General features: G+C 33.2%; 15 protein-coding genes and 1 riboswitch. Of the genes, 14 read left to right on the top strand and 1 reads right to left on the bottom strand.

The window, feature by feature from the left end; translation table 11 throughout:
* Positions 1 to 28: 28 nt before the first annotated feature.
* The 8 genes from C8C83_RS06375 (at position 29) to C8C83_RS06340 (ending at position 8,832) form a co-directional block, all read left to right on the top strand.
* Positions 29 to 1,117 carry an aspartate kinase gene (locus C8C83_RS06375; RefSeq protein ID WP_121329971.1) on the top strand — a complete coding sequence of 363 codons (1,089 nt, stop codon included), beginning with the start codon at positions 29 to 31 and terminating at the stop codon, positions 1,115 to 1,117.
* 614 nt (positions 1,118 to 1,731) lie between these two features.
* Entirely contained in the window at positions 1,732 to 1,923 is a 192-nt protein-coding gene (locus C8C83_RS06370) for a hypothetical protein (RefSeq protein ID WP_121327140.1), read from the top strand.
* A gap of 265 nt (positions 1,924 to 2,188) precedes the next feature.
* Positions 2,189 to 2,297, top strand: a riboswitch (SAM riboswitch).
* Between the two features lie 78 nt (positions 2,298 to 2,375).
* Entirely contained in the window at positions 2,376 to 3,359 is a 984-nt protein-coding gene (locus C8C83_RS06365; protein ID WP_233566018.1) for an alpha/beta fold hydrolase, read from the top strand.
* Between the two features lies 1 nt (position 3,360).
* On the top strand, positions 3,361 to 5,775 hold the full coding sequence (gene thrA, locus C8C83_RS06360) for a bifunctional aspartate kinase/homoserine dehydrogenase I (protein ID WP_121327136.1): 2,415 nt from the start codon (positions 3,361 to 3,363) through the stop codon (positions 5,773 to 5,775).
* A 77-nt stretch (positions 5,776 to 5,852) separates the two neighbouring features.
* The gene (locus tag C8C83_RS06355) at positions 5,853 to 6,278 is read left to right on the top strand and encodes an OsmC family protein (protein WP_121327135.1); all 426 of its coding nucleotides are present in this window, start codon (positions 5,853 to 5,855) and stop codon (positions 6,276 to 6,278) included.
* Between the two features lie 139 nt (positions 6,279 to 6,417).
* Positions 6,418 to 7,590, top strand: a complete 1,173-nt coding sequence (locus tag C8C83_RS06350; protein WP_121329970.1) for an aminotransferase class I/II-fold pyridoxal phosphate-dependent enzyme — start codon at positions 6,418 to 6,420, stop codon at positions 7,588 to 7,590.
* Positions 7,591 to 7,684: 94 nt separating this feature from the next.
* Positions 7,685 to 8,212 (top strand): alpha/beta hydrolase, encoded by a 528-nt coding sequence (locus C8C83_RS06345; protein WP_121327133.1) that lies wholly within the window; start codon positions 7,685 to 7,687, stop codon positions 8,210 to 8,212.
* A gap of 209 nt (positions 8,213 to 8,421) precedes the next feature.
* Complete coding sequence (locus C8C83_RS06340) at positions 8,422 to 8,832, top strand: Rrf2 family transcriptional regulator (protein ID WP_099710601.1); 411 nt, start codon at positions 8,422 to 8,424, stop codon at positions 8,830 to 8,832.
* 86 nt (positions 8,833 to 8,918) lie between these two features.
* Here the strand turns inward: C8C83_RS06340 and C8C83_RS06335 are convergent, their stop codons facing one another.
* On the bottom strand, positions 8,919 to 9,701 hold the full coding sequence (locus tag C8C83_RS06335) for a sulfite exporter TauE/SafE family protein (RefSeq protein ID WP_121327131.1): 783 nt from the start codon (positions 9,699 to 9,701) through the stop codon (positions 8,919 to 8,921).
* Positions 9,702 to 10,015: 314 nt separating this feature from the next.
* Between C8C83_RS06335 and C8C83_RS06330 the strand changes: the two genes are divergently transcribed.
* From C8C83_RS06330 to cobA, 6 genes are all read left to right on the top strand, one after another.
* A complete protein-coding gene (locus tag C8C83_RS06330) occupies positions 10,016 to 10,918 on the top strand; it encodes a sulfite exporter TauE/SafE family protein (protein WP_121327129.1) in 903 nt (300 codons plus the stop codon).
* Between the two features lie 27 nt (positions 10,919 to 10,945).
* Complete coding sequence (locus tag C8C83_RS06325; RefSeq protein WP_121327127.1) at positions 10,946 to 11,656, top strand: phosphoadenylyl-sulfate reductase; 711 nt, start codon at positions 10,946 to 10,948, stop codon at positions 11,654 to 11,656.
* A gap of 367 nt (positions 11,657 to 12,023) precedes the next feature.
* A complete protein-coding gene (gene cysD, locus C8C83_RS06320) occupies positions 12,024 to 12,929 on the top strand; it encodes a sulfate adenylyltransferase subunit CysD (RefSeq protein ID WP_121327125.1) in 906 nt (301 codons plus the stop codon).
* Positions 12,930 to 13,076: 147 nt separating this feature from the next.
* Positions 13,077 to 14,321: a GTP-binding protein gene (locus tag C8C83_RS06315; protein WP_121327123.1), complete on the top strand. Its 1,245-nt coding sequence runs from the start codon at positions 13,077 to 13,079 to the stop codon at positions 14,319 to 14,321.
* A gap of 82 nt (positions 14,322 to 14,403) precedes the next feature.
* Positions 14,404 to 16,494, top strand: a complete 2,091-nt coding sequence (locus C8C83_RS06310) for a HEPN domain-containing protein (protein WP_132011696.1) — start codon at positions 14,404 to 14,406, stop codon at positions 16,492 to 16,494.
* Complete coding sequence (cobA, locus tag C8C83_RS06305) at positions 16,487 to 17,260, top strand: uroporphyrinogen-III C-methyltransferase (RefSeq protein ID WP_121327121.1); 774 nt, start codon at positions 16,487 to 16,489, stop codon at positions 17,258 to 17,260. Before C8C83_RS06310 ends, cobA begins: the two co-directional genes overlap by 8 nt.
* The last annotated feature ends 89 nt before the right edge of the window (positions 17,261 to 17,349 follow it).

The following is a 17,349-nucleotide window of genomic DNA, read 5'->3' as shown; positions in this document are numbered from 1 at the left end:
TTTAATTAACCCCAATAAATTAAAAATTATGTCAAAGCTTAAAATAAATATCATCCTTTTTGGAATTGGAAATATCGGAAGTACTTTGATCAATCAAATTATCGAAAGTCAGGAGTTTTTTCTCGAAAGTAGAAATGTTGATTTTCATTTTCCGATTATCACAAATTCAACAGTAGCTTTTTTCGAGAAAGAAGGCGTTGGATATGCCTGGGAAACCAATTTCTTAGAATTGGCCGTTCCTTTTAAAGTGCAGGATATTATTGCATTTGCCAAAGAAAATGAATTCGAGAATCTAATCGCTGTTGACGCAACTGCAAGTGACGAACTCATTCATCATTATAATACATTGATTGAAAACGGATTTAATATTGTTGCGGTAAATAAAAAAGCCAATACATTGCCAATTGATTTATATAAAGAGATTAGGTCAAATCTTAAAAAGTATGATAAAGAGTTTTTGTATGAAACATCGGTTGATACTGGTTTTCCTGTTTTACAGACCTTAAGAGATTTGTATCATTCAGGAGAGAAAATTACAAAGATTCGCGGTGTTTTTTCAGATAATCTGAGTTATGTTTTTAACCGATTTGCTACAGAAGAAGCCACTTTTTCTTCGCTTTTAAAAGACGCGAGTTTACTCGGATTAATGCGATCGACTTTTAAAGAAGATTTATCCGGAAATGATACCGCCAGAAAATTACTGATTTTGACGAGAGAAATCGGGAAGGATTTTGATCTGTCGGATATAAAAATCGATTCTTTGCTTAGGGAAGAACATTTAGAACAAAATGGTATTCTTAATAAAGAAGCAGTCGATAAATCGTTCAAAATTGCAAAAATCACACAAGCGGATAATCATGTATTAAGATATGTAGGAGAATTTGATGTGGAGAAAAACACATTAGAAGTAAAATTGGTTTCAGAACCGGTTTCGTCGGCAATTGGTCAACTAAAAGGATCTGATACTATTTTCGAAATTTATACCCAATCTTACGCAGATGTTCCAATCGTAATTCAGAGTGCATCGGCATGCAAACAAGCTATTTCAAGAGGAGTAATTACTGACATTTTGAAAGTGGCTGAAAAAATTAAAAATAAAGAAGCAGTTTGGTTGTAAGTGGCTTTTAATAGTAGTTAGTTGTTCTTTGATATTTTGAAACAGGAAAATTTGTAACGTATTTTTTGTAGGTTTTAACTCTCATTTTAACAAAAGCCAATTTTGTAAGATGTTTTTTAACGTTAAAATGATGTTTTTTAACGTTTTTTAAGATTAATTTGTTGATCCTCACTTGCGTAATTGAAAAAATATTCGCACATTTGTAATACCTCAAAAACACCAAGAAGATAAATTTAGTTATTCTAAATAATAGTTATGTTAATCGGATAAAACCGTTGATGAATTTTATATCTTATTGATTTTGAAGAGGAAAAATAAGTAAAAATAATTCAGCAGTTTCGAGAAGCTTTTAAAGACAAACAAATGCAAGATTTTTTTAAAATAGCAAGTAAATCAAAGATGAATAAATCCCTACAGATGAACAAGATGTTTAACGTCGCACGTATTTGTGTATGCGTCTGTTGATACTAAAAGTATATATAAGTTGTAAAAAACTTAAACCCTTTTGGTATTAAAAACCCAAAAGGGTTTTTTTATTCCATTTGGTTACCATAACAAAGAATTAAACAAACAATAAAGATTATAAAACGCAAACTAACATAAACTTAAATATCATGAGCACAATTAACTACTTAAGAAAAAAACTTTTCAGAAGCAAAATCGAAAGAAATAATCCACCGCCAGTAAACGAATTGATTCATCCAAGTTTCGGAATAACTGAAACAGATAAAAAAGCGGAGAAAAAAGAACCAAATTCTTTATTGTTTTTGATGTATTCAAAAGAAAATGAAACACTTTTTATCTAAATCAGAAAGTGTCATAAAATAAGGGAAACCTGCTAAATTTTACTGGGCAAATTGTTCGGTAATTTTTTGCGTATAATAGTTTTTAAATAGTAAACAAAAGAGATTGATGTATTTAATTGATGCCAATTCTTTTGACTTTATGACTTTTAAACTTTCGACTTATTTTAAATTATGTTTAAGAAATTGCAGAATCAGTTTCGATAAAATTTGTTAGTTTAAGAAATAAGTAGTTAATTTGCACCTTTAAGTTCAAAAACGTATTGAAATGTTATAAAGAAAGGACGAGGGATTAGACCCGATGAATCCTTAGCAACCCTTCGTTAAATCGAAGAAGGTGCTGCATTCTACCACGCCCAAACGTGGAAAGATAACAACAAGAATTTTTCTAGTTTCACTCTAGTACTTTCTTTCTAATATTTCCACATACAAATCAATAATAAAAAGATTTGAAATTGGAAAATATACCAAGTCCCATTATAATTCAAGATTTCATCACCGAAAGTGGTGCAGCATATCTTTCATTACCGTTAAGTTTTACGCTTTCTGGTTTGCCTTTACATAGTGCGCCTATAGTTTTGGTTAATCATGCTTTGACAGGAAACGCTGAGGTAACTGGAGAAAATGGCTGGTGGAATGATTTAATTGGCGAAGAAAAAACGATTGATACCCAAAAATATACTATCCTGGCATTTGATGTTCCGGGAAATGGAAACGATTCGTTTATAATTGAAAATTATCTGGATTTTACCACCAGAGATATTGCCAGAATATTTATAAAAGGTTTAGAAGCTTTAAATATTAATCAGGTACACACCATTATTGGAGGTTCTGTTGGCGGAGGAATCGCTTGGGAAATTCTTGCATTAGAACCTAATATTACTCAAAACCTAATTCCCATTGCTACAGACTGGAAATCGACGGACTGGATGATTGCTAATTGCTATTTGCAAGAGCAGATTCTTAATAATTCGTCACGTCCTATTGAAGATGCCAGAATTCATGCAATGTTGTGTTACAGATCTCCTGAATCATTCAAAGAAAAATTTCAGCGTACAATCAATGCCAATCTTTCTGTTTTTAATATCGAAAGCTGGTTGGCACATCACGGTGAAAAACTACAAAAGAGATATCAATTGGCATCATATAAACTGATGAACCAATTACTTAAAACCATAGATATTACCAGAAATAGTGACGATTTTGAAACTTTAATGTCTAGAACAAATGCAGCGATTCATATTATCGGAATCAATTCGGATTTGTTTTTTACACCAAAAGAAAATCGGGAAACTTTTCAGGACTTAAAAAAGTTCAAAGACAATGTTTTTTATAGCGAAATAGATTCAGTTCACGGACATGACGCTTTTTTAATCGAGTACAAACAATTAGATCATTTACTTGCCGATATTTTTAAGGCAGAAACAATAGAAAAATAAAATGAAAATATTAAAATTTGGAGGCAAATCGTTATCAAACGGAGAAGGACTTAGCAAGGTAGTTTCAATCATTTCAGATAAAGTAAATCAAGGCGAAAAAATTGCCGTAGTAGTTTCTGCCCGCGGAAATGCAACAGATGAACTTGAAGATATTTTAAGAATAGCGGCTAAAAATGGTAATTACAAACCTTTATTAGAAAGCTTTAAAGCATATCAAGCTTCAGATTTTCCACAAGTTGATTTATCTGAAGAGTTTAATATTTTGGATAAACTTTTTGAAGGAGTTAGCCTGATAGGAGATTACAGCAATAAAATTAAAGATCAGATTTTGTCTAAAGGCGAATTGCTTTCTGCTAAATTATTGACTTCAATTTTAGTTGAAAAAGGGATTCCTGCGAATTTTGTTGATACAAGAGAATTGCTAAAAACCGATTCGAAATTTGGTGATGCACAGCCTTTAGAACAACTTTCGAAAAAAAATGTAATCAATTATTTCAAATTACATAACGGAGAAACAGTTAATATCGTTACAGGTTTCATTGGTTCAAACAACAACAACGACACCACAACATTAGGAAGAAACGGAAGTAATTACACCGCTTCGTTAATTGCTAATTATTTGGATGCTGAAGAGCTTCAGAACTTTACACACGTAGACGGAATTTATACCGCAAATCCTGATTTGGTAGCCGATGCTAAAAAAATTGAATATTTATCATTTAATGAAGCAAATGAATTGGCCAATTTTGGAGCAACAATTCTACATGCTAAAACGATAATTCCATTATTAGAAAAAAATATTCCGCTTCGTATTTTAAATACTTTTAATCATGAAAACCGTGGAACTTTAATTACTTCAGATTCTGCTAAAGAAGGGATTAAAACACTTTCTGTTTTAGAAAATGTTTCTTTGGTAAATCTTGAAGGTCGTGGATTACTTGGGAAATCAGGTGTTGATGCTCGTATTTTTAAAGTTATGGGCGATCATAACATCAGTGTAAGTATTATTTCTCAAGGTTCTTCAGAAAGAGGAATCGGACTGGTTGTGGCAAAAGATAAAGCAACTCTTGCAATGGTCGAGTTAGAAAAAGAGTTTGAAAACGACTTTTATTCTAAAGATGTAAACCAAATTACAGTAACAGATAATGTTTCGGTAATTTCGATTATTGGACAGGATTTAAGTACTTTCCATAAACCTTACACGGCTTTAATTAAAAACAAAATAGTTCCAATATTATTCAACAATACCGTTACGGGTAAAAACGTGAGTTTGGTTGTTAAAAAAGAAGAACTGAATAAAGCTTTAAACGTAATTCACGGAGAAATCTTCGGAGTTTCTAAGAAAATCAACATTGCTATTTTCGGTCACGGATTAGTTGGAGGAACTTTGATTAATCAAATTTTAGAATCGGCTGCGGCGATTGAGAAACGTAAAGATGTAAAACTGAATGTTTTTGCAATTGCAAATTCTAAAAAGTTACTTTTAAATAGAAATGGCGTAACTTCAAACTGGAAAAATGATATTGCAAGTAAAGGAGAAGCTTATACAATCAAAGATATTATCGCTTATGCAAATGAATATCATTTAGAGAACTTAATTGCGATTGATAATACAGCAAGTGCAAGTTTTGTTGAGAATTATATACCGCTTATTGAAAGCAGTTTTGATTTAATTTCATCCAATAAAGTAGCGAATACATTGAGTTATGGTTTTTATAAAGAACTAAGAAAATCATTGGCAGATAATCAGAAGAATTATTTGTACGAGACTAATGTTGGTGCAGGATTACCATTAATTGATACCATAAAATTATTGCATCTTTCTGGTGAAAACATCACAAAAATAAAAGGAGTTTTCTCCGGAACATTAAGCTATTTATTTAATAATTTCTCTGCGAAAGATGTTCCGTTTAGCGAAATTTTGAAAGAAGCAATCGACAACGGATATACAGAACCAGATCCGCGTGAAGATTTATGCGGAAATGATGTGGGAAGAAAATTATTGATTTTAGCAAGAGAATTAGATTTGCAAAATGAGTTTGAAGAAATCTCAATTCAAAACCTAATTCCGGAACATTTACGTGAAGGAAATGTTTCTGATTTCTTGACAAAACTAAAAGAATTCGATCCAATTTATGAGAAAATAAAAGCCGATCAAAAGCCCAATCACGTATTAAGATACATTGGTGAATTGTCTGGAGATTTGCAAAATGACAAAGGAATTCTCGAAGTAAAATTAGTTTCAGTTCCGTCAGATACTGCTTTGGGCGGATTAAAAGGCTCGGATTCTTTCTTCGAAATTTATACAGAATCTTACGGAGATCGTCCAATCGTTATTCAGGGAGCCGGTGCAGGTTCTGCGGTAACAGCGAGAGGTGTATTTGGAGATATTTTGAGATTATCTGATAAAGGGTAATTTGATTTTAGAATGCAGATTTTAGAGTTTAGATTTCTGATTTGAGCTCAAACAAAAACAAAAAAAAGAACAACACAATGAAAGTAACTTTAAACAGAGTAAACGACGCGTTTCATTTTAAACTCAAAAATGAAAGAGGTCATGTAGTTGATGTAGATAGCAGAGCCGAATTTGGCGGAAGCGATTTAGGTGCAAGCCCAATGGAATTAGTATTAATGGGAGTTGCAGGATGTAGCGCCATTGATATGATTTCGATTTTGAAGAAACAACGTCAGGAAATAACGTCATTCAATGCTGAAGTTGAAGGAGAACGTGTAAAAGTTGGAGAAGCAACACCTTTTAAAGAAATCAACGTAGTTTTTTACTTAGAAGGGGATATTAACCCTGAAAAAGCACAAAAAGCAGCGCAGCTTTCTTTCGAAAAATATTGTTCAGTTTCTAAAACAATTGAACCAACAGCTACAATAAATTACAAAGTTGTATTGAACAACGAAATATTATAGAATTAGAAAATTAGTCCAATAGAAAATTAGATAATTTTTATGTTGACTTAAAACTCACTATAGTTTTAGTTTTAAATTCTGGTTTTTATCTATCGAAAAAACTTGGAACTTGGAACTTGAAACTAGAAAAACTAAAAAAATGAACGAAGAAGAATTAGGTTTTGAAACCTTAGCCATACGCACACATTTAGAAAAATCGCAATTTCAGGAACATTCAACTCCTTTGTATTTATCATCAAGTTTTGTATTTGAAGATGCAGAGGATATGAGAGCTTCTTTTACAGAAGAAAAAGTACGTAATATTTATTCCCGTTTTAGTAACCCAAATACAACGGAGTTTGTAGATAAAGTTTGTGCTATGGAAGGTGCAGAAGCAGGTTATGCTTTTGCAACCGGAATGGCTGCTATATATTCTACATTTGCAGCACTGTTGGATTCAGGAGATCATATCGTTTCTGCGGGAAGTGTCTTTGGATCGACTCACGCGTTGTTTATGACTTATTTTCCAAAATGGAATATTGAAACAACCTATTTTGATATCAATAAACCGGAAACAATCGAAGGTTTTATTAAGCCAAATACTAAAATTTTATATGCTGAGACGCCTACAAATCCTGGTGTAGACGTAGTTGATTTGGAATTGTTAGGTCAGATCGCAAAAAAGCACAATTTGATTTTAATAATCGACAACTGTTTTGCTACGCCATACATTCAGCAGCCTATTAAATACGGCGCACATTTGGTTGTCCATTCTGCTACAAAACTAATTGACGGACAAGGACGTGTTTTAGGTGGAGTTGCAGTTGGAGACGCTGAGTTAATTCGTAAAATCTATTTGTTTTCAAGAAATACAGGACCGGCAATGTCACCATTTAATGCTTGGGTTTTGTCAAAAAGTTTAGAGACTTTGGCTGTACGCGTTGACAAACATTGCGAAAATGCATTAAAAGTTGCAGAGTTTTTAGAGAGTCACCCAAATGTAAATAGTGTGAAATATCCGTTTCTAAAATCACACCCAAAATATGAGATTGCTAAAAAGCAAATGCTTTTAGGTGGTAACATCATCGCAATTGAAATTAAAGGCGGGCTTGAAGCAGGAAGAAAATTCTTGGATAAGATTAAACTATGCTCACTTTCGGCAAATATTGGAGATGTAAAAACTATAGTAACACATCCGGCATCAACAACACATAGTAAATTATCTGAAGAAGATCAATTAGCAGTAGGAATCACACAAGGTTTAGTACGTGTGTCTGTAGGTTTGGAAAGCGTAAAAGATATTATTGCTGATTTAGATCAGGCACTTTCTTAAGTGAATTAATTAATATAGTTGTCAGACTGAACGAATTCAAAGTTGTAGATTTAGCTTTGTTCTCGTGCAGTCTGACATTTTTATTTTATTCTCTATGAAACCAAGATTACTTATTTTATCAGATTTATATGGAGGAGATAATCAGGAATGGATTCAGCAATATATAGATTTACTGAAGATTAAATTTGAGATTCGGTATTACGATGTATTAAAACTTGCAGAAATTGATTCGGCTAATTTTTCAGAAAGTTATATTCATGCTCAGTTTCTTAACGGAGGAATCGATAAAGCGGTTGAAACTTTACTCAACTTAGAAAAAGGAAAAGTATTAGTTTTAGGATTCAGTATTGGTGGAACAATAGCGTGGAAAGCTGCTTTGAAAGGTCTTGAAGTTTCAAATTTATTTGCTGTTTCTTCAACTAGATTGCGATATGAAACGGAATCTCCAAATTGTGAACTGAAATTATATTTTGGAGAAAAAGATTCAAACAAACCTCACTCACAATGGTATTTGGATTTGAATTTAAATCACGAAATTATCAAAGACGATAATCATCAATTATATTTGATGAAAAATAATGTGTCTTTAATTTGTAGTGATATTTTGAAATCGTTGTTATAAAAATGATTTTCTGCTAAATTAGATAAAGTCAAAGGCTGTTTTTAGTTTGTACTTCTTTAAACTATACTAATTTAGTAGAATATAGATTGAATCTGTTATATTCTCATTTAAAAAGATTATTTTTGTTGAAGAAAATATGCGTAATGTTTGTTTTAATTCTTTTGATAACTTTAGAACTAGAATTTATAATTACGATCTAAAATATAAAAATGCTTTCAAAGAAAACAAAATACGGAATTAAAGCCTTAACATATTTAGCCAGACGAGAAAATAATGATCCTGTACAAATTGCAGAAATTGCAAAAAGCGAACATATTTCAATTAAGTTCTTAGAAAGTATTTTATTACTCCTCAGAAATTCAGGTTTTCTAGGAGCGAAAAAAGGAAAGGGCGGTGGCTATTATCTGATAAAAGATCCAAAAGATATCAGTATGGCAAAAGTCTATCGTATCCTCGAAGGTCCGATAGCATTGCTTCCGTGCGCGAGTCATAACTTTTATGAAAAATGTGATGATTGTGATGATGAAACTACCTGTGCAGCAAGACGTTTAATGACAGAGGTTCGTGATAATACACTTAAAATTCTGGAAAGTAATTCATTAGCAGATATTGCATTTTAAGCAATATTGCTTAAATAATGATACAAAAATGCCCATTTCATAACTAATGAAATGGGCATTTTTTTTTATGATTAATTATGCTTTTTCTAGAAAATCAATTTATATCCGGCTAAGAAAAGCATTACTGCAATAGCATTTCTAAGAAATAAATCCGGAACTTTTCCGCTTAGCATACTTCCTATAAAGATTCCTGGAAGCGATCCTAATAGCAATTGACCGAGTAAAACTAGATCTAAATTTCCCATAGAAGCGTGACCTATTCCGGCAACAAGCGTTAAAGGAACTGCGTGCGCAATCTCTGTTCCTACTAAACGAGGCGTTGGTAAAAGCGGATATAAAAAGAATAATGTTACTGTTCCTAAAGCTCCTGCGCCAATTGATGTTAATGTTACAGTTGCTCCAAGTAATATACCAATTCCAATAGTTAGCATATTTTGAGTATGACTTTCGCTATGAAATTTATCTCCCGCATGTTTCTGAGAGTATTTTAGTAGTTTCTTTTTGAATAAGATAGCGATTGAAGTAAAAAGTAATGCCCAGCCCAAACTGTATTTGATTACAGCATTAATAGTTGAAATATCTGTTTTGATACTATTTAAAACCCACAAAGTCAGTAATGCAGCCGGAACACTTCCTAAAGTAAGCCAGCCTGTAATTTTCCAATTAATATTTCCCTTTCTGTGATGTACAAATACGCCTCCCATTTTGGTAAAAGCAGCATATAATAAATCAGTGCCAACGGCTGTAGTTGGTGGGATTCCGAAGTATAATAATATTGGAGTCATTAAGGAGCCGCCTCCAACGCCGGTTAACCCAACTACAAAACCTACAACCAAACCAGCAATTACAAGACCTATTTGAAAATCCATGAATAAATATTTGCGGTAAAAATAATAACAATTTTATAATTATCCTATGGATATGGTAGACTTTAAAATGTTATATTTGCAAATGTATATCATTTATAGTTTATTTAGTTGTAATACAGTCTAATATGATTTGTAACTTAAAAGGTTAATTTGTTATATTTTTTAAAGTTGCTCTTTGGTTAACCTGTAGAAAATTAGAGTTGTAAAAAAATTAAATAATGCTTTGATATTTAGAAATAAGTATTAATTTTGCATAGTAATCTATTAACCCGATAGGGTAATAGATTTTGCAAGCCAAAACCAACCATGAGAGTATGGAAAAAGAATTGAAAATAAATAATTATGATGTTAGATCTGATGTCTCTATAAAAGAGAAATTATGGGTAGTAATACCAGTTGTTTTATTAGTAGGTTTATTATCTACATTAATTTTTAATCACTACAATGAGTTTTCATGGAGTGGGTTTGTTGGAGGTTTCAATCAGGAGTTCTTAGTATTTTTTGGAATTGGAGTTTTTGCTCAATTGGTTGATGGAACATTAGGAATGGGTTACGGAGCAACTTCAACGTCATTTTTATTGGCTTATGGAGTTCCGCCAGTTGTGAGCAGTACAGCAGTTCACGTTTCTGAAATGTTTACAACAGGAGCATCGGCGCTTTCGCATCATAAATTTGGGAACATCAATAAAAAACTGGTAAAGCATTTATTAATTCCAGGTGTTTTAGGTTCTATTACAGGAGCTTATTTATTATCAGATGTAATTAACGGAGATATTATTAAGCCATTTATTGCGGTTTATATGATCATCTTGGCAGCTGTTATTATCAAAAAAGCATTGTCTAAAACGGTTGTAAAAAAGAAAACAACAAAATTAGGATATTTAGCCACTTTTGGAGGTTTTATGGATTCGGTTGGTGGCGGTGGCTGGGGACCAATTGTAACTTCTACATTATTAGGAAGAGGCAGAAATCCAAGATATACAATAGGTTCTGTGAATGCAGCTGAGTTTGCAATTTCATTTGCAAGTGGAATCACGTTTATGCTTTTTGGAGGAATTCATGGATGGCAGGTTATTTTTGGGTTGATTATAGGAGGCGTAATTTCGGCACCTTTAGCGGCTTATTTGGTTAACAAAATCAAAAGAAAACCAATGATGGTTGCGGTTGGAATTTTAATTATATTATTGAGTTTAAAAACATTATCTAAATTATTGTAATATTTTTTAGAAAGGAAAGAAGAGATTATGAGTGCGACGATTATACAATCATTATTAGATGAAACAAAAGATTTTTCACTGGAAGAAACATTAGCTTTTTTAGCAAGTGAATTTCCTGGCAAAGTAATCTTTTCGACTTCTTTTGGACAGGAAGATCAGGTGATTACAGATTTTATCGCAAAAAGTAATCAGGATATCACGATTTTTACATTAGATACCGGAAGATTGTTTCAGGAAACGTACGATGTTTTTCATAAAACATTAAAAAAGTATAAAAAGCCAATCGAGGTTTATTTTCCGGAAGCAACTGCAGTCGAAAATTTACTGAAACATAAAGGTCCAAACAGCTTTTATGATTCGGTTGAAAATAGAAAAGAATGTTGTTTTATTCGAAAAGTGGTTCCGTTGAGAAAAGCTTTGGCAGGAAATTCGGTTTGGATTACAGGTTTAAGAGCTGAACAATCTGAGAATAGAAACGACTTACAATTGTTTGAATACGATGGAGGTTTCGAAATCATAAAGTTCAATCCTTTATTAAAGTGGACTTTAGAAGAAGTAGAAACGTATTTATCAGAAAATAATGTTCCTCAAAATGCTTTGCACAAACAAGGTTTCGTAAGTATTGGATGCGCGCCTTGTACAAGAGCAATTTTTCCTGGCGAAGATATCAGAGCCGGAAGATGGTGGTGGGAATCGAGCCATAAAGAGTGTGGTTTGCATAGCGCTAAGAAAGAGTAGGTCTAGATTTTTAGAGGCAAGAAGCTAAAGGCAAGATACAAGAGAATAGAATAAAGAATATAGATTTAAGGCAATAGATTAAAGTTCCGAAGGAACGATTTATATTGTAGCGCCGGATTTTAATCCGGGGGAGGTTGAGGATTGCAATGTGATATTTCAACCCAATCAATGAAGGAAGATTTATATTGTAGCGCCGGATTTTAATCCGGGGAAGATTGATGAAGGGAACGCCTTGAAGTAACGGGATTTTATTTCGTTGAAAAAACAAAAACAAAAAACACAGAATAACGATAGCTTTATAGGTTTTAGATTAAACTCACAACAATCTAAAATTAGAAAAACTGTCAAGCATTAAACAAAATATCAAATGAGTTCAAGTTCAGTATTAAAAACAAACGCTTTAGAGAGTGAAGCGATATACATTTTCAGAGAAGTAATTTCACAATTTGACAAGCCTGTTTTACTTTTTTCTGGAGGAAAAGATTCTATAACATTAGTGCGTTTGGCACAGAAAGCATTTTTTCCGGCAAAGATTCCGTTTCCTCTATTGCACGTTGATACAGGACACAATTTCCCTGAAACAATTGCTTTTAGAGACAAATTGGTAGAAGAATTAGGATTAGAATTAATCGTTCGCAATGTTCAGGATGCTATTGATGAAGGAAAAGTAGTTGAAGAAACCGGAAAATATTCTAGTAGAAACAGCTTACAGACAATCACACTTTTAGATGCAATCGAAGAATTTAAGTTTGATGCTTGTATTGGTGGAGCACGTCGTGACGAAGAAAAAGCAAGAGCAAAGGAACGTATTTTTTCAGTGCGTGATGATTTTGGTCAATGGGATGAAAAAAATCAAAGACCTGAGTTATTTGATATTTTGAATGGAAAAATCGAAAATGGACAAAACGTTCGTGTTTTCCCAATTTCAAACTGGACAGAATTAGATGTTTGGAGTTATATCGAAAAAGAACATATTGAGATTCCATCGATCTATTTTTCACATAAAAGAAAAGTTTTTTTGAGAGACGGTTTAATCTGGTCACATTCTCCTTTTGTGTATCAGGAAGAAGACGAACAAATCGAAGAAAGAATTGTTCGTTTTAGAACCGTTGGAGATATGAGTTGTACAGCCGCAGTTGAATCTTACGCAGCAACAATCGAAGAAGTTGTAGGCGAAATCAGAGAATCAACAATTTCTGAAAGAGGAGCCAGAATCGACGACAAACGTTCTGAAGCTGCAATGGAAAAGAGAAAACAACAAGGGTATTTTTAATAATTATTAATTGTGAATTATAAATTATTAATTAAAAATACTGGAAAGTAAAATTCAAAAAAAACATACAGATTTAAAATTTGTGAAAGCGTTTCAACAACTTGAAACCTGAAACAAAAAATTTAAACCTGAAACAAAATTACAAGAATGGAAGTTTTAAAAATAGCAACAGCAGGGAGTGTAGATGACGGAAAAAGCACTTTGATTGGGAGATTATTGTACGATACAAAATCATTGACTACTGATAAGATAGAAGCAATCGAGAAAAGCAGTAAACAAAAAGGATATGATTATCTGGATTTCTCATTAGCAACAGATGGTTTGGTTGCCGAAAGAGAACAAGGAATCACGATTGATGTTGCGCACATTTATTTTTCGACAGCAAAGAAAAGTTACATTATTGCCGATACTCCGGGTCACGTAGAATATACCAGAAACATGGTTACAGGAGCTTCGACTTCTCAGGTTTCTATTATTTTAATTGATGCCAGAAAAGGAGTTATTGAGCAAACATACCGTCACTTTTTTATCAATAATTTATTGAGAGTGAAAGAGGTAATTGTTGCGATTAACAAAATGGACTTAGTAGATTATTCTGAAGAAGTTTTCAATAAAATCAAAGCCGATTTTCAGGCATTAAACGCTAAAAGTACTTTCAAAGAGCAAAACGTAAGTTACATTCCGTTGAGTGCAATTAATGGAGGAAACGTAGTAGATCAATCAAAAGATATGCCTTGGTATGATGGTCAAACCGTTTTAGAACATTTAGAAGGATTACATTCTCATGATGTTTTTGAAACAGGAAAAGCACGTTTTCCGGTTCAAACCGTTATTCGTCCTAAAACAGAAGAATATCATGATTTTAGAGGATATGCGGGAAAATTATACGGAAATTCTATTAAAGTTGGAGATGCCGTTACGGTTCTTCCTTCTTTAACAGAATCAAAAGTTTCAAAAATTCATTTTTTCGATAAACAATTTGATGAAGCCGCTGCAGGATCTTCGATTACAATCGAATTAGAAAATGATATCAATGTTACAAGAGGAGATATGATTGTAAAATCATCAGAACTTCCAAAAATTGAAAAAGAAATCACTACAACAGTTTGCTGGATGGACAGTAAAAAACTAGTTGCAGGTACAAAATATATCGTTCAGCACAATACAAATTCGGTTTTAGCAAAAGTAGAAAGTATCAAAAATACAATCTCAACTGACTACTCAGGAACAAAAGAAGCGTCACAATTAGCCATAAACGAAATTGGTGAAGTAAGTATCAAACTAAGTAAGCCTTTATATTTTGATGCCTACAACGATAATAAATCAAATGGTGCTTTTATCTTAATTGATACAGCAACAAATACAACAGCAGGAGTAGGATTCATTCGCTAGTTGCTAGTTGATGGTTTTTAGTTGATAGTTATTCTGCCAGCAAACCAACAACCAACAACAGACAACCAACAACTAAAAAGAAATGGAAAGTTTTAGAACAGAAATAGAAAATCCGATTGTTCAGAAAGAGATCATCGATTTAGAAAAAAAGATTCATTTATTCCGTGGAGGGAAAATTGATGATGAGCGTTTTCGTAGTCTTCGTTTAGCGCGCGGAATTTACGGCCAACGTCAGGAAGGCGTTCAAATGATTCGTATTAAATTGCCTTACGGGAAAGTTACGAGCGAGCAATTGGTACGTATTACTAAAGTTTCTGATGAATATTCTACAGGACGTTTGCACATTACAACGCGTCAGGATATCCAGATTCACTACGTAAGTTTAGACAGAACTCCGGAACTTTGGGCAAATTTGGCTAAAGACGATATTACATTGCGTGAAGCGTGCGGAAATACTGTTAGAAATATTACCGGAAGTGAATTGGCTGGTGTCGATGTAAACGAACCTTTCGATGTTTCGCCTTATGCACACGGACTTTTTCAATATCTGTTAAGAAACCCAATTTGTCAGGAAATGGGGCGTAAATTCAAAATTTCGTTCTCTTCTTCAGACGAAGATACAGCTTTAAGTTATTTACACGATTTAGGATTTATTCCGAAAATTGTAAATGGCGAAAAAGGCTTTAAAATTATGTTTGGTGGAGGTTTAGGATCTCAGCCGGCACATGCAGAATTACTTTCGGAATTTGTTCCGGTTAACGAAATCATTCCAACAGCAGAAGGAATCATCCGTATTTTTGACAGATATGGTGAACGTGCAAAAAGAATGAAAGCGCGTATGAAATTCTTAATCAAAGAAATGGGAAGAGATGTTTTCCTTGATTTGGTTGAAAAAGAGAAAAAAGCAATCGCTTTCGAAACTTACGAAATAGATACCACTGCTTTTGATGGTCCAATTCCGGAACCATTATTACAAGTACCACAAGTTACAATCGAAGATACAAAAGCGTATGAAGCCTGGAAAAAATCGAATGTAATTGCACAGAAACAAGAAGGTTATTACGCTATTGGAATCAAAGTTTTATTAGGAGATTTTTATACTGATAAAGCCAGATTATTAGCCGATTTAATTAAAAATTACGCAGCAAATGAACTACGTTTCTCATTGCGTCAAAATATTGTAATACGTCACGTAAAAGAAGCTAATTTGCCATTCTTTTATCAGGAATTAGCCAAATTGAATTTTGTTGATTTAGGTTATAATTCTACTGCAGATATTACGGCATGTCCGGGTACAGATACTTGTAATTTGGGGATTGCAAGTAGTACCGGTATTGCAGAAGAACTGGAAAAAGTACTGAATGCAGAATATCCGCAATACTTAAACAATCAGGAAATTGAGATTAAAATTTCGGGTTGTATGAATGCTTGCGGACAACACAATATGTCGGCAATTGGTTTCCAGGGAATGTCAATCAATTCAGGAAAATTAGTAGCTCCGGCTTTACAAGTTTTATTAGGCGGAGGAAGATTAGGAAATGGATCAGGACGTTTTGCTGATAAAGTAATCAAAATTCCAAGCCGTAGAGGACCAGATGCTTTGCGTACAATCTTAAATGATTTTGATACAAATGCAAACGGAGAGAAATTCCTAAACTATTACGATCTGAAAGGAGAGAAATATTTCTATGAAATTTTAAAACCTTTTGCAGATGTAACCAATTTAACCGAAGCTGATTTCGTAGACTGGGGTAACGCAGATAACTATGTAAAAGCAGTTGGAGTTGGAGAATGTGCCGGAGTTGTGATCGATTTAGTAGCTACTTTATTATTAGAAGCAAAAGACAAATTAACGTTTGCGCAAGAATCTTTTGACGAAGGAAAATGGTCAGATGCAATTTACCATGCTTATGCCGGATTTGTAAATGGAGCAAAAGCATTATTGCTTGCAGAAAACGAAAAAACAAACAATCACGCTGGAATTGTAGACTTATTTGATACTGTTTTTGTAACAAGTTCTAAAATAGAATTGGCAACAACATTTAGAGAATTAGTATATCAAATCAATCAAAATGAACCTTCAGAAGCGTTTGCAAAAGTATACATTCAACAAGGAATTTCATTTTTTGATACTATAGAAAAATACAGAGCTCAAGAATTAGCAAATGCTTAATATCAAACCAAAAGTAACTTTAGTTGGCGCAGGTCCAGGCGATCCGGATTTGCTTACGCTCAAAGGTGTAAAAGCACTAGCTGAAGCAAATGTGGTTTTGTATGATGCATTGGCCAATGACGAAATATTAGCGCACGCATCTAAAAATGCCATCAAGATTTTTGTTGGAAAAAAGATCGGAAATCACGCTTATACACAAGATCAAATCAATCAGTTAATTGTAGATAATGCATTAACGTATGGAAATGTAGTGCGTTTAAAAGGCGGAGATCCTTTTATTTTTGGGCGTGGAAGTGAAGAAATAGAATTTGTTGAAAGTTTCGGAATTGAAACGATTGTAATTCCCGGAATCTCGTCGGTAGTTGCTGTTCCTGCAAGTCAGGGAATTTCGATTACAAAAAGAGGCGTTTCAGAAAGTTTTTGGGCGATTACGGGAACAACTTCTGATAGAAAATTATCTTCAGATGTAGCTTTGGCAGCACAATCATCTGCGACAGTTGTTATTTTGATGGGAATGCACAAATTACCACAAATTATTGATTTGTTTCAAAAAGAAGAAAAAGGAAATTTGCCTGTTGCAATTATTCAAAACGGAACAACTTCTGAAGAAAAAGTAGGAGTTGGAACGGTAGATTCGATTTTAGAAATTGTAAAAGAGCAACAATTAAGTTCGCCGGCAATTATTGTTTTGGGAAACGTTGTTCGCGAAAGCAATAAATTAAAAGGATTTTACGAAGAATTTCTATCAAAAGAAATCACTAGATAAAGTTCCGAAGGAACGATTTATATTGTAGCGTCGGGTTTTAACCCGGGGAAAACGATAAACATTGCAATATTAGATTTTCCTAATGTTCA

It is taken from the genome of Flavobacterium sp. 90, assembly GCF_004339525.1.
GTDB lineage: Bacteria > Bacteroidota > Bacteroidia > Flavobacteriales > Flavobacteriaceae > Flavobacterium.
This window is presented reverse-complemented; position numbering and strand designations above follow the sequence as displayed.

What these genes read in the sequence shown, in the direction of transcription:
- C8C83_RS06325 (WP_121327127.1), top strand. Translation starts at nt 10,946, where the DNA reads ATGAGTGCGACGATTATACAATCATTATTAGATGAAACAAAAGATTTT.
- C8C83_RS06310 (WP_132011696.1), top strand. Translation starts at nt 14,404, where the DNA reads ATGGAAAGTTTTAGAACAGAAATAGAAAATCCGATTGTTCAGAAAGAG.
- C8C83_RS06350 (WP_121329970.1), top strand. Translation starts at nt 6,418, where the DNA reads ATGAACGAAGAAGAATTAGGTTTTGAAACCTTAGCCATACGCACACAT.
- C8C83_RS06315 (WP_121327123.1), top strand. Translation starts at nt 13,077, where the DNA reads ATGGAAGTTTTAAAAATAGCAACAGCAGGGAGTGTAGATGACGGAAAA.
- cysD (WP_121327125.1), top strand. Translation starts at nt 12,024, where the DNA reads ATGAGTTCAAGTTCAGTATTAAAAACAAACGCTTTAGAGAGTGAAGCG.
- cobA (WP_121327121.1), top strand. Translation starts at nt 16,487, where the DNA reads ATGCTTAATATCAAACCAAAAGTAACTTTAGTTGGCGCAGGTCCAGGC.
- C8C83_RS06375 (WP_121329971.1), top strand. Translation starts at nt 29, where the DNA reads ATGTCAAAGCTTAAAATAAATATCATCCTTTTTGGAATTGGAAATATC.
- thrA (WP_121327136.1), top strand. Translation starts at nt 3,361, where the DNA reads ATGAAAATATTAAAATTTGGAGGCAAATCGTTATCAAACGGAGAAGGA.
- C8C83_RS06370 (WP_121327140.1), top strand. Translation starts at nt 1,732, where the DNA reads ATGAGCACAATTAACTACTTAAGAAAAAAACTTTTCAGAAGCAAAATC.
- C8C83_RS06340 (WP_099710601.1), top strand. Translation starts at nt 8,422, where the DNA reads ATGCTTTCAAAGAAAACAAAATACGGAATTAAAGCCTTAACATATTTA.
- C8C83_RS06335 (WP_121327131.1), bottom strand. Translation starts at nt 9,701, where the DNA reads ATGGATTTTCAAATAGGTCTTGTAATTGCTGGTTTGGTTGTAGGTTTT.
- C8C83_RS06330 (WP_121327129.1), top strand. Translation starts at nt 10,016, where the DNA reads ATGGAAAAAGAATTGAAAATAAATAATTATGATGTTAGATCTGATGTC.
- C8C83_RS06345 (WP_121327133.1), top strand. Translation starts at nt 7,685, where the DNA reads ATGAAACCAAGATTACTTATTTTATCAGATTTATATGGAGGAGATAAT.
- C8C83_RS06355 (WP_121327135.1), top strand. Translation starts at nt 5,853, where the DNA reads ATGAAAGTAACTTTAAACAGAGTAAACGACGCGTTTCATTTTAAACTC.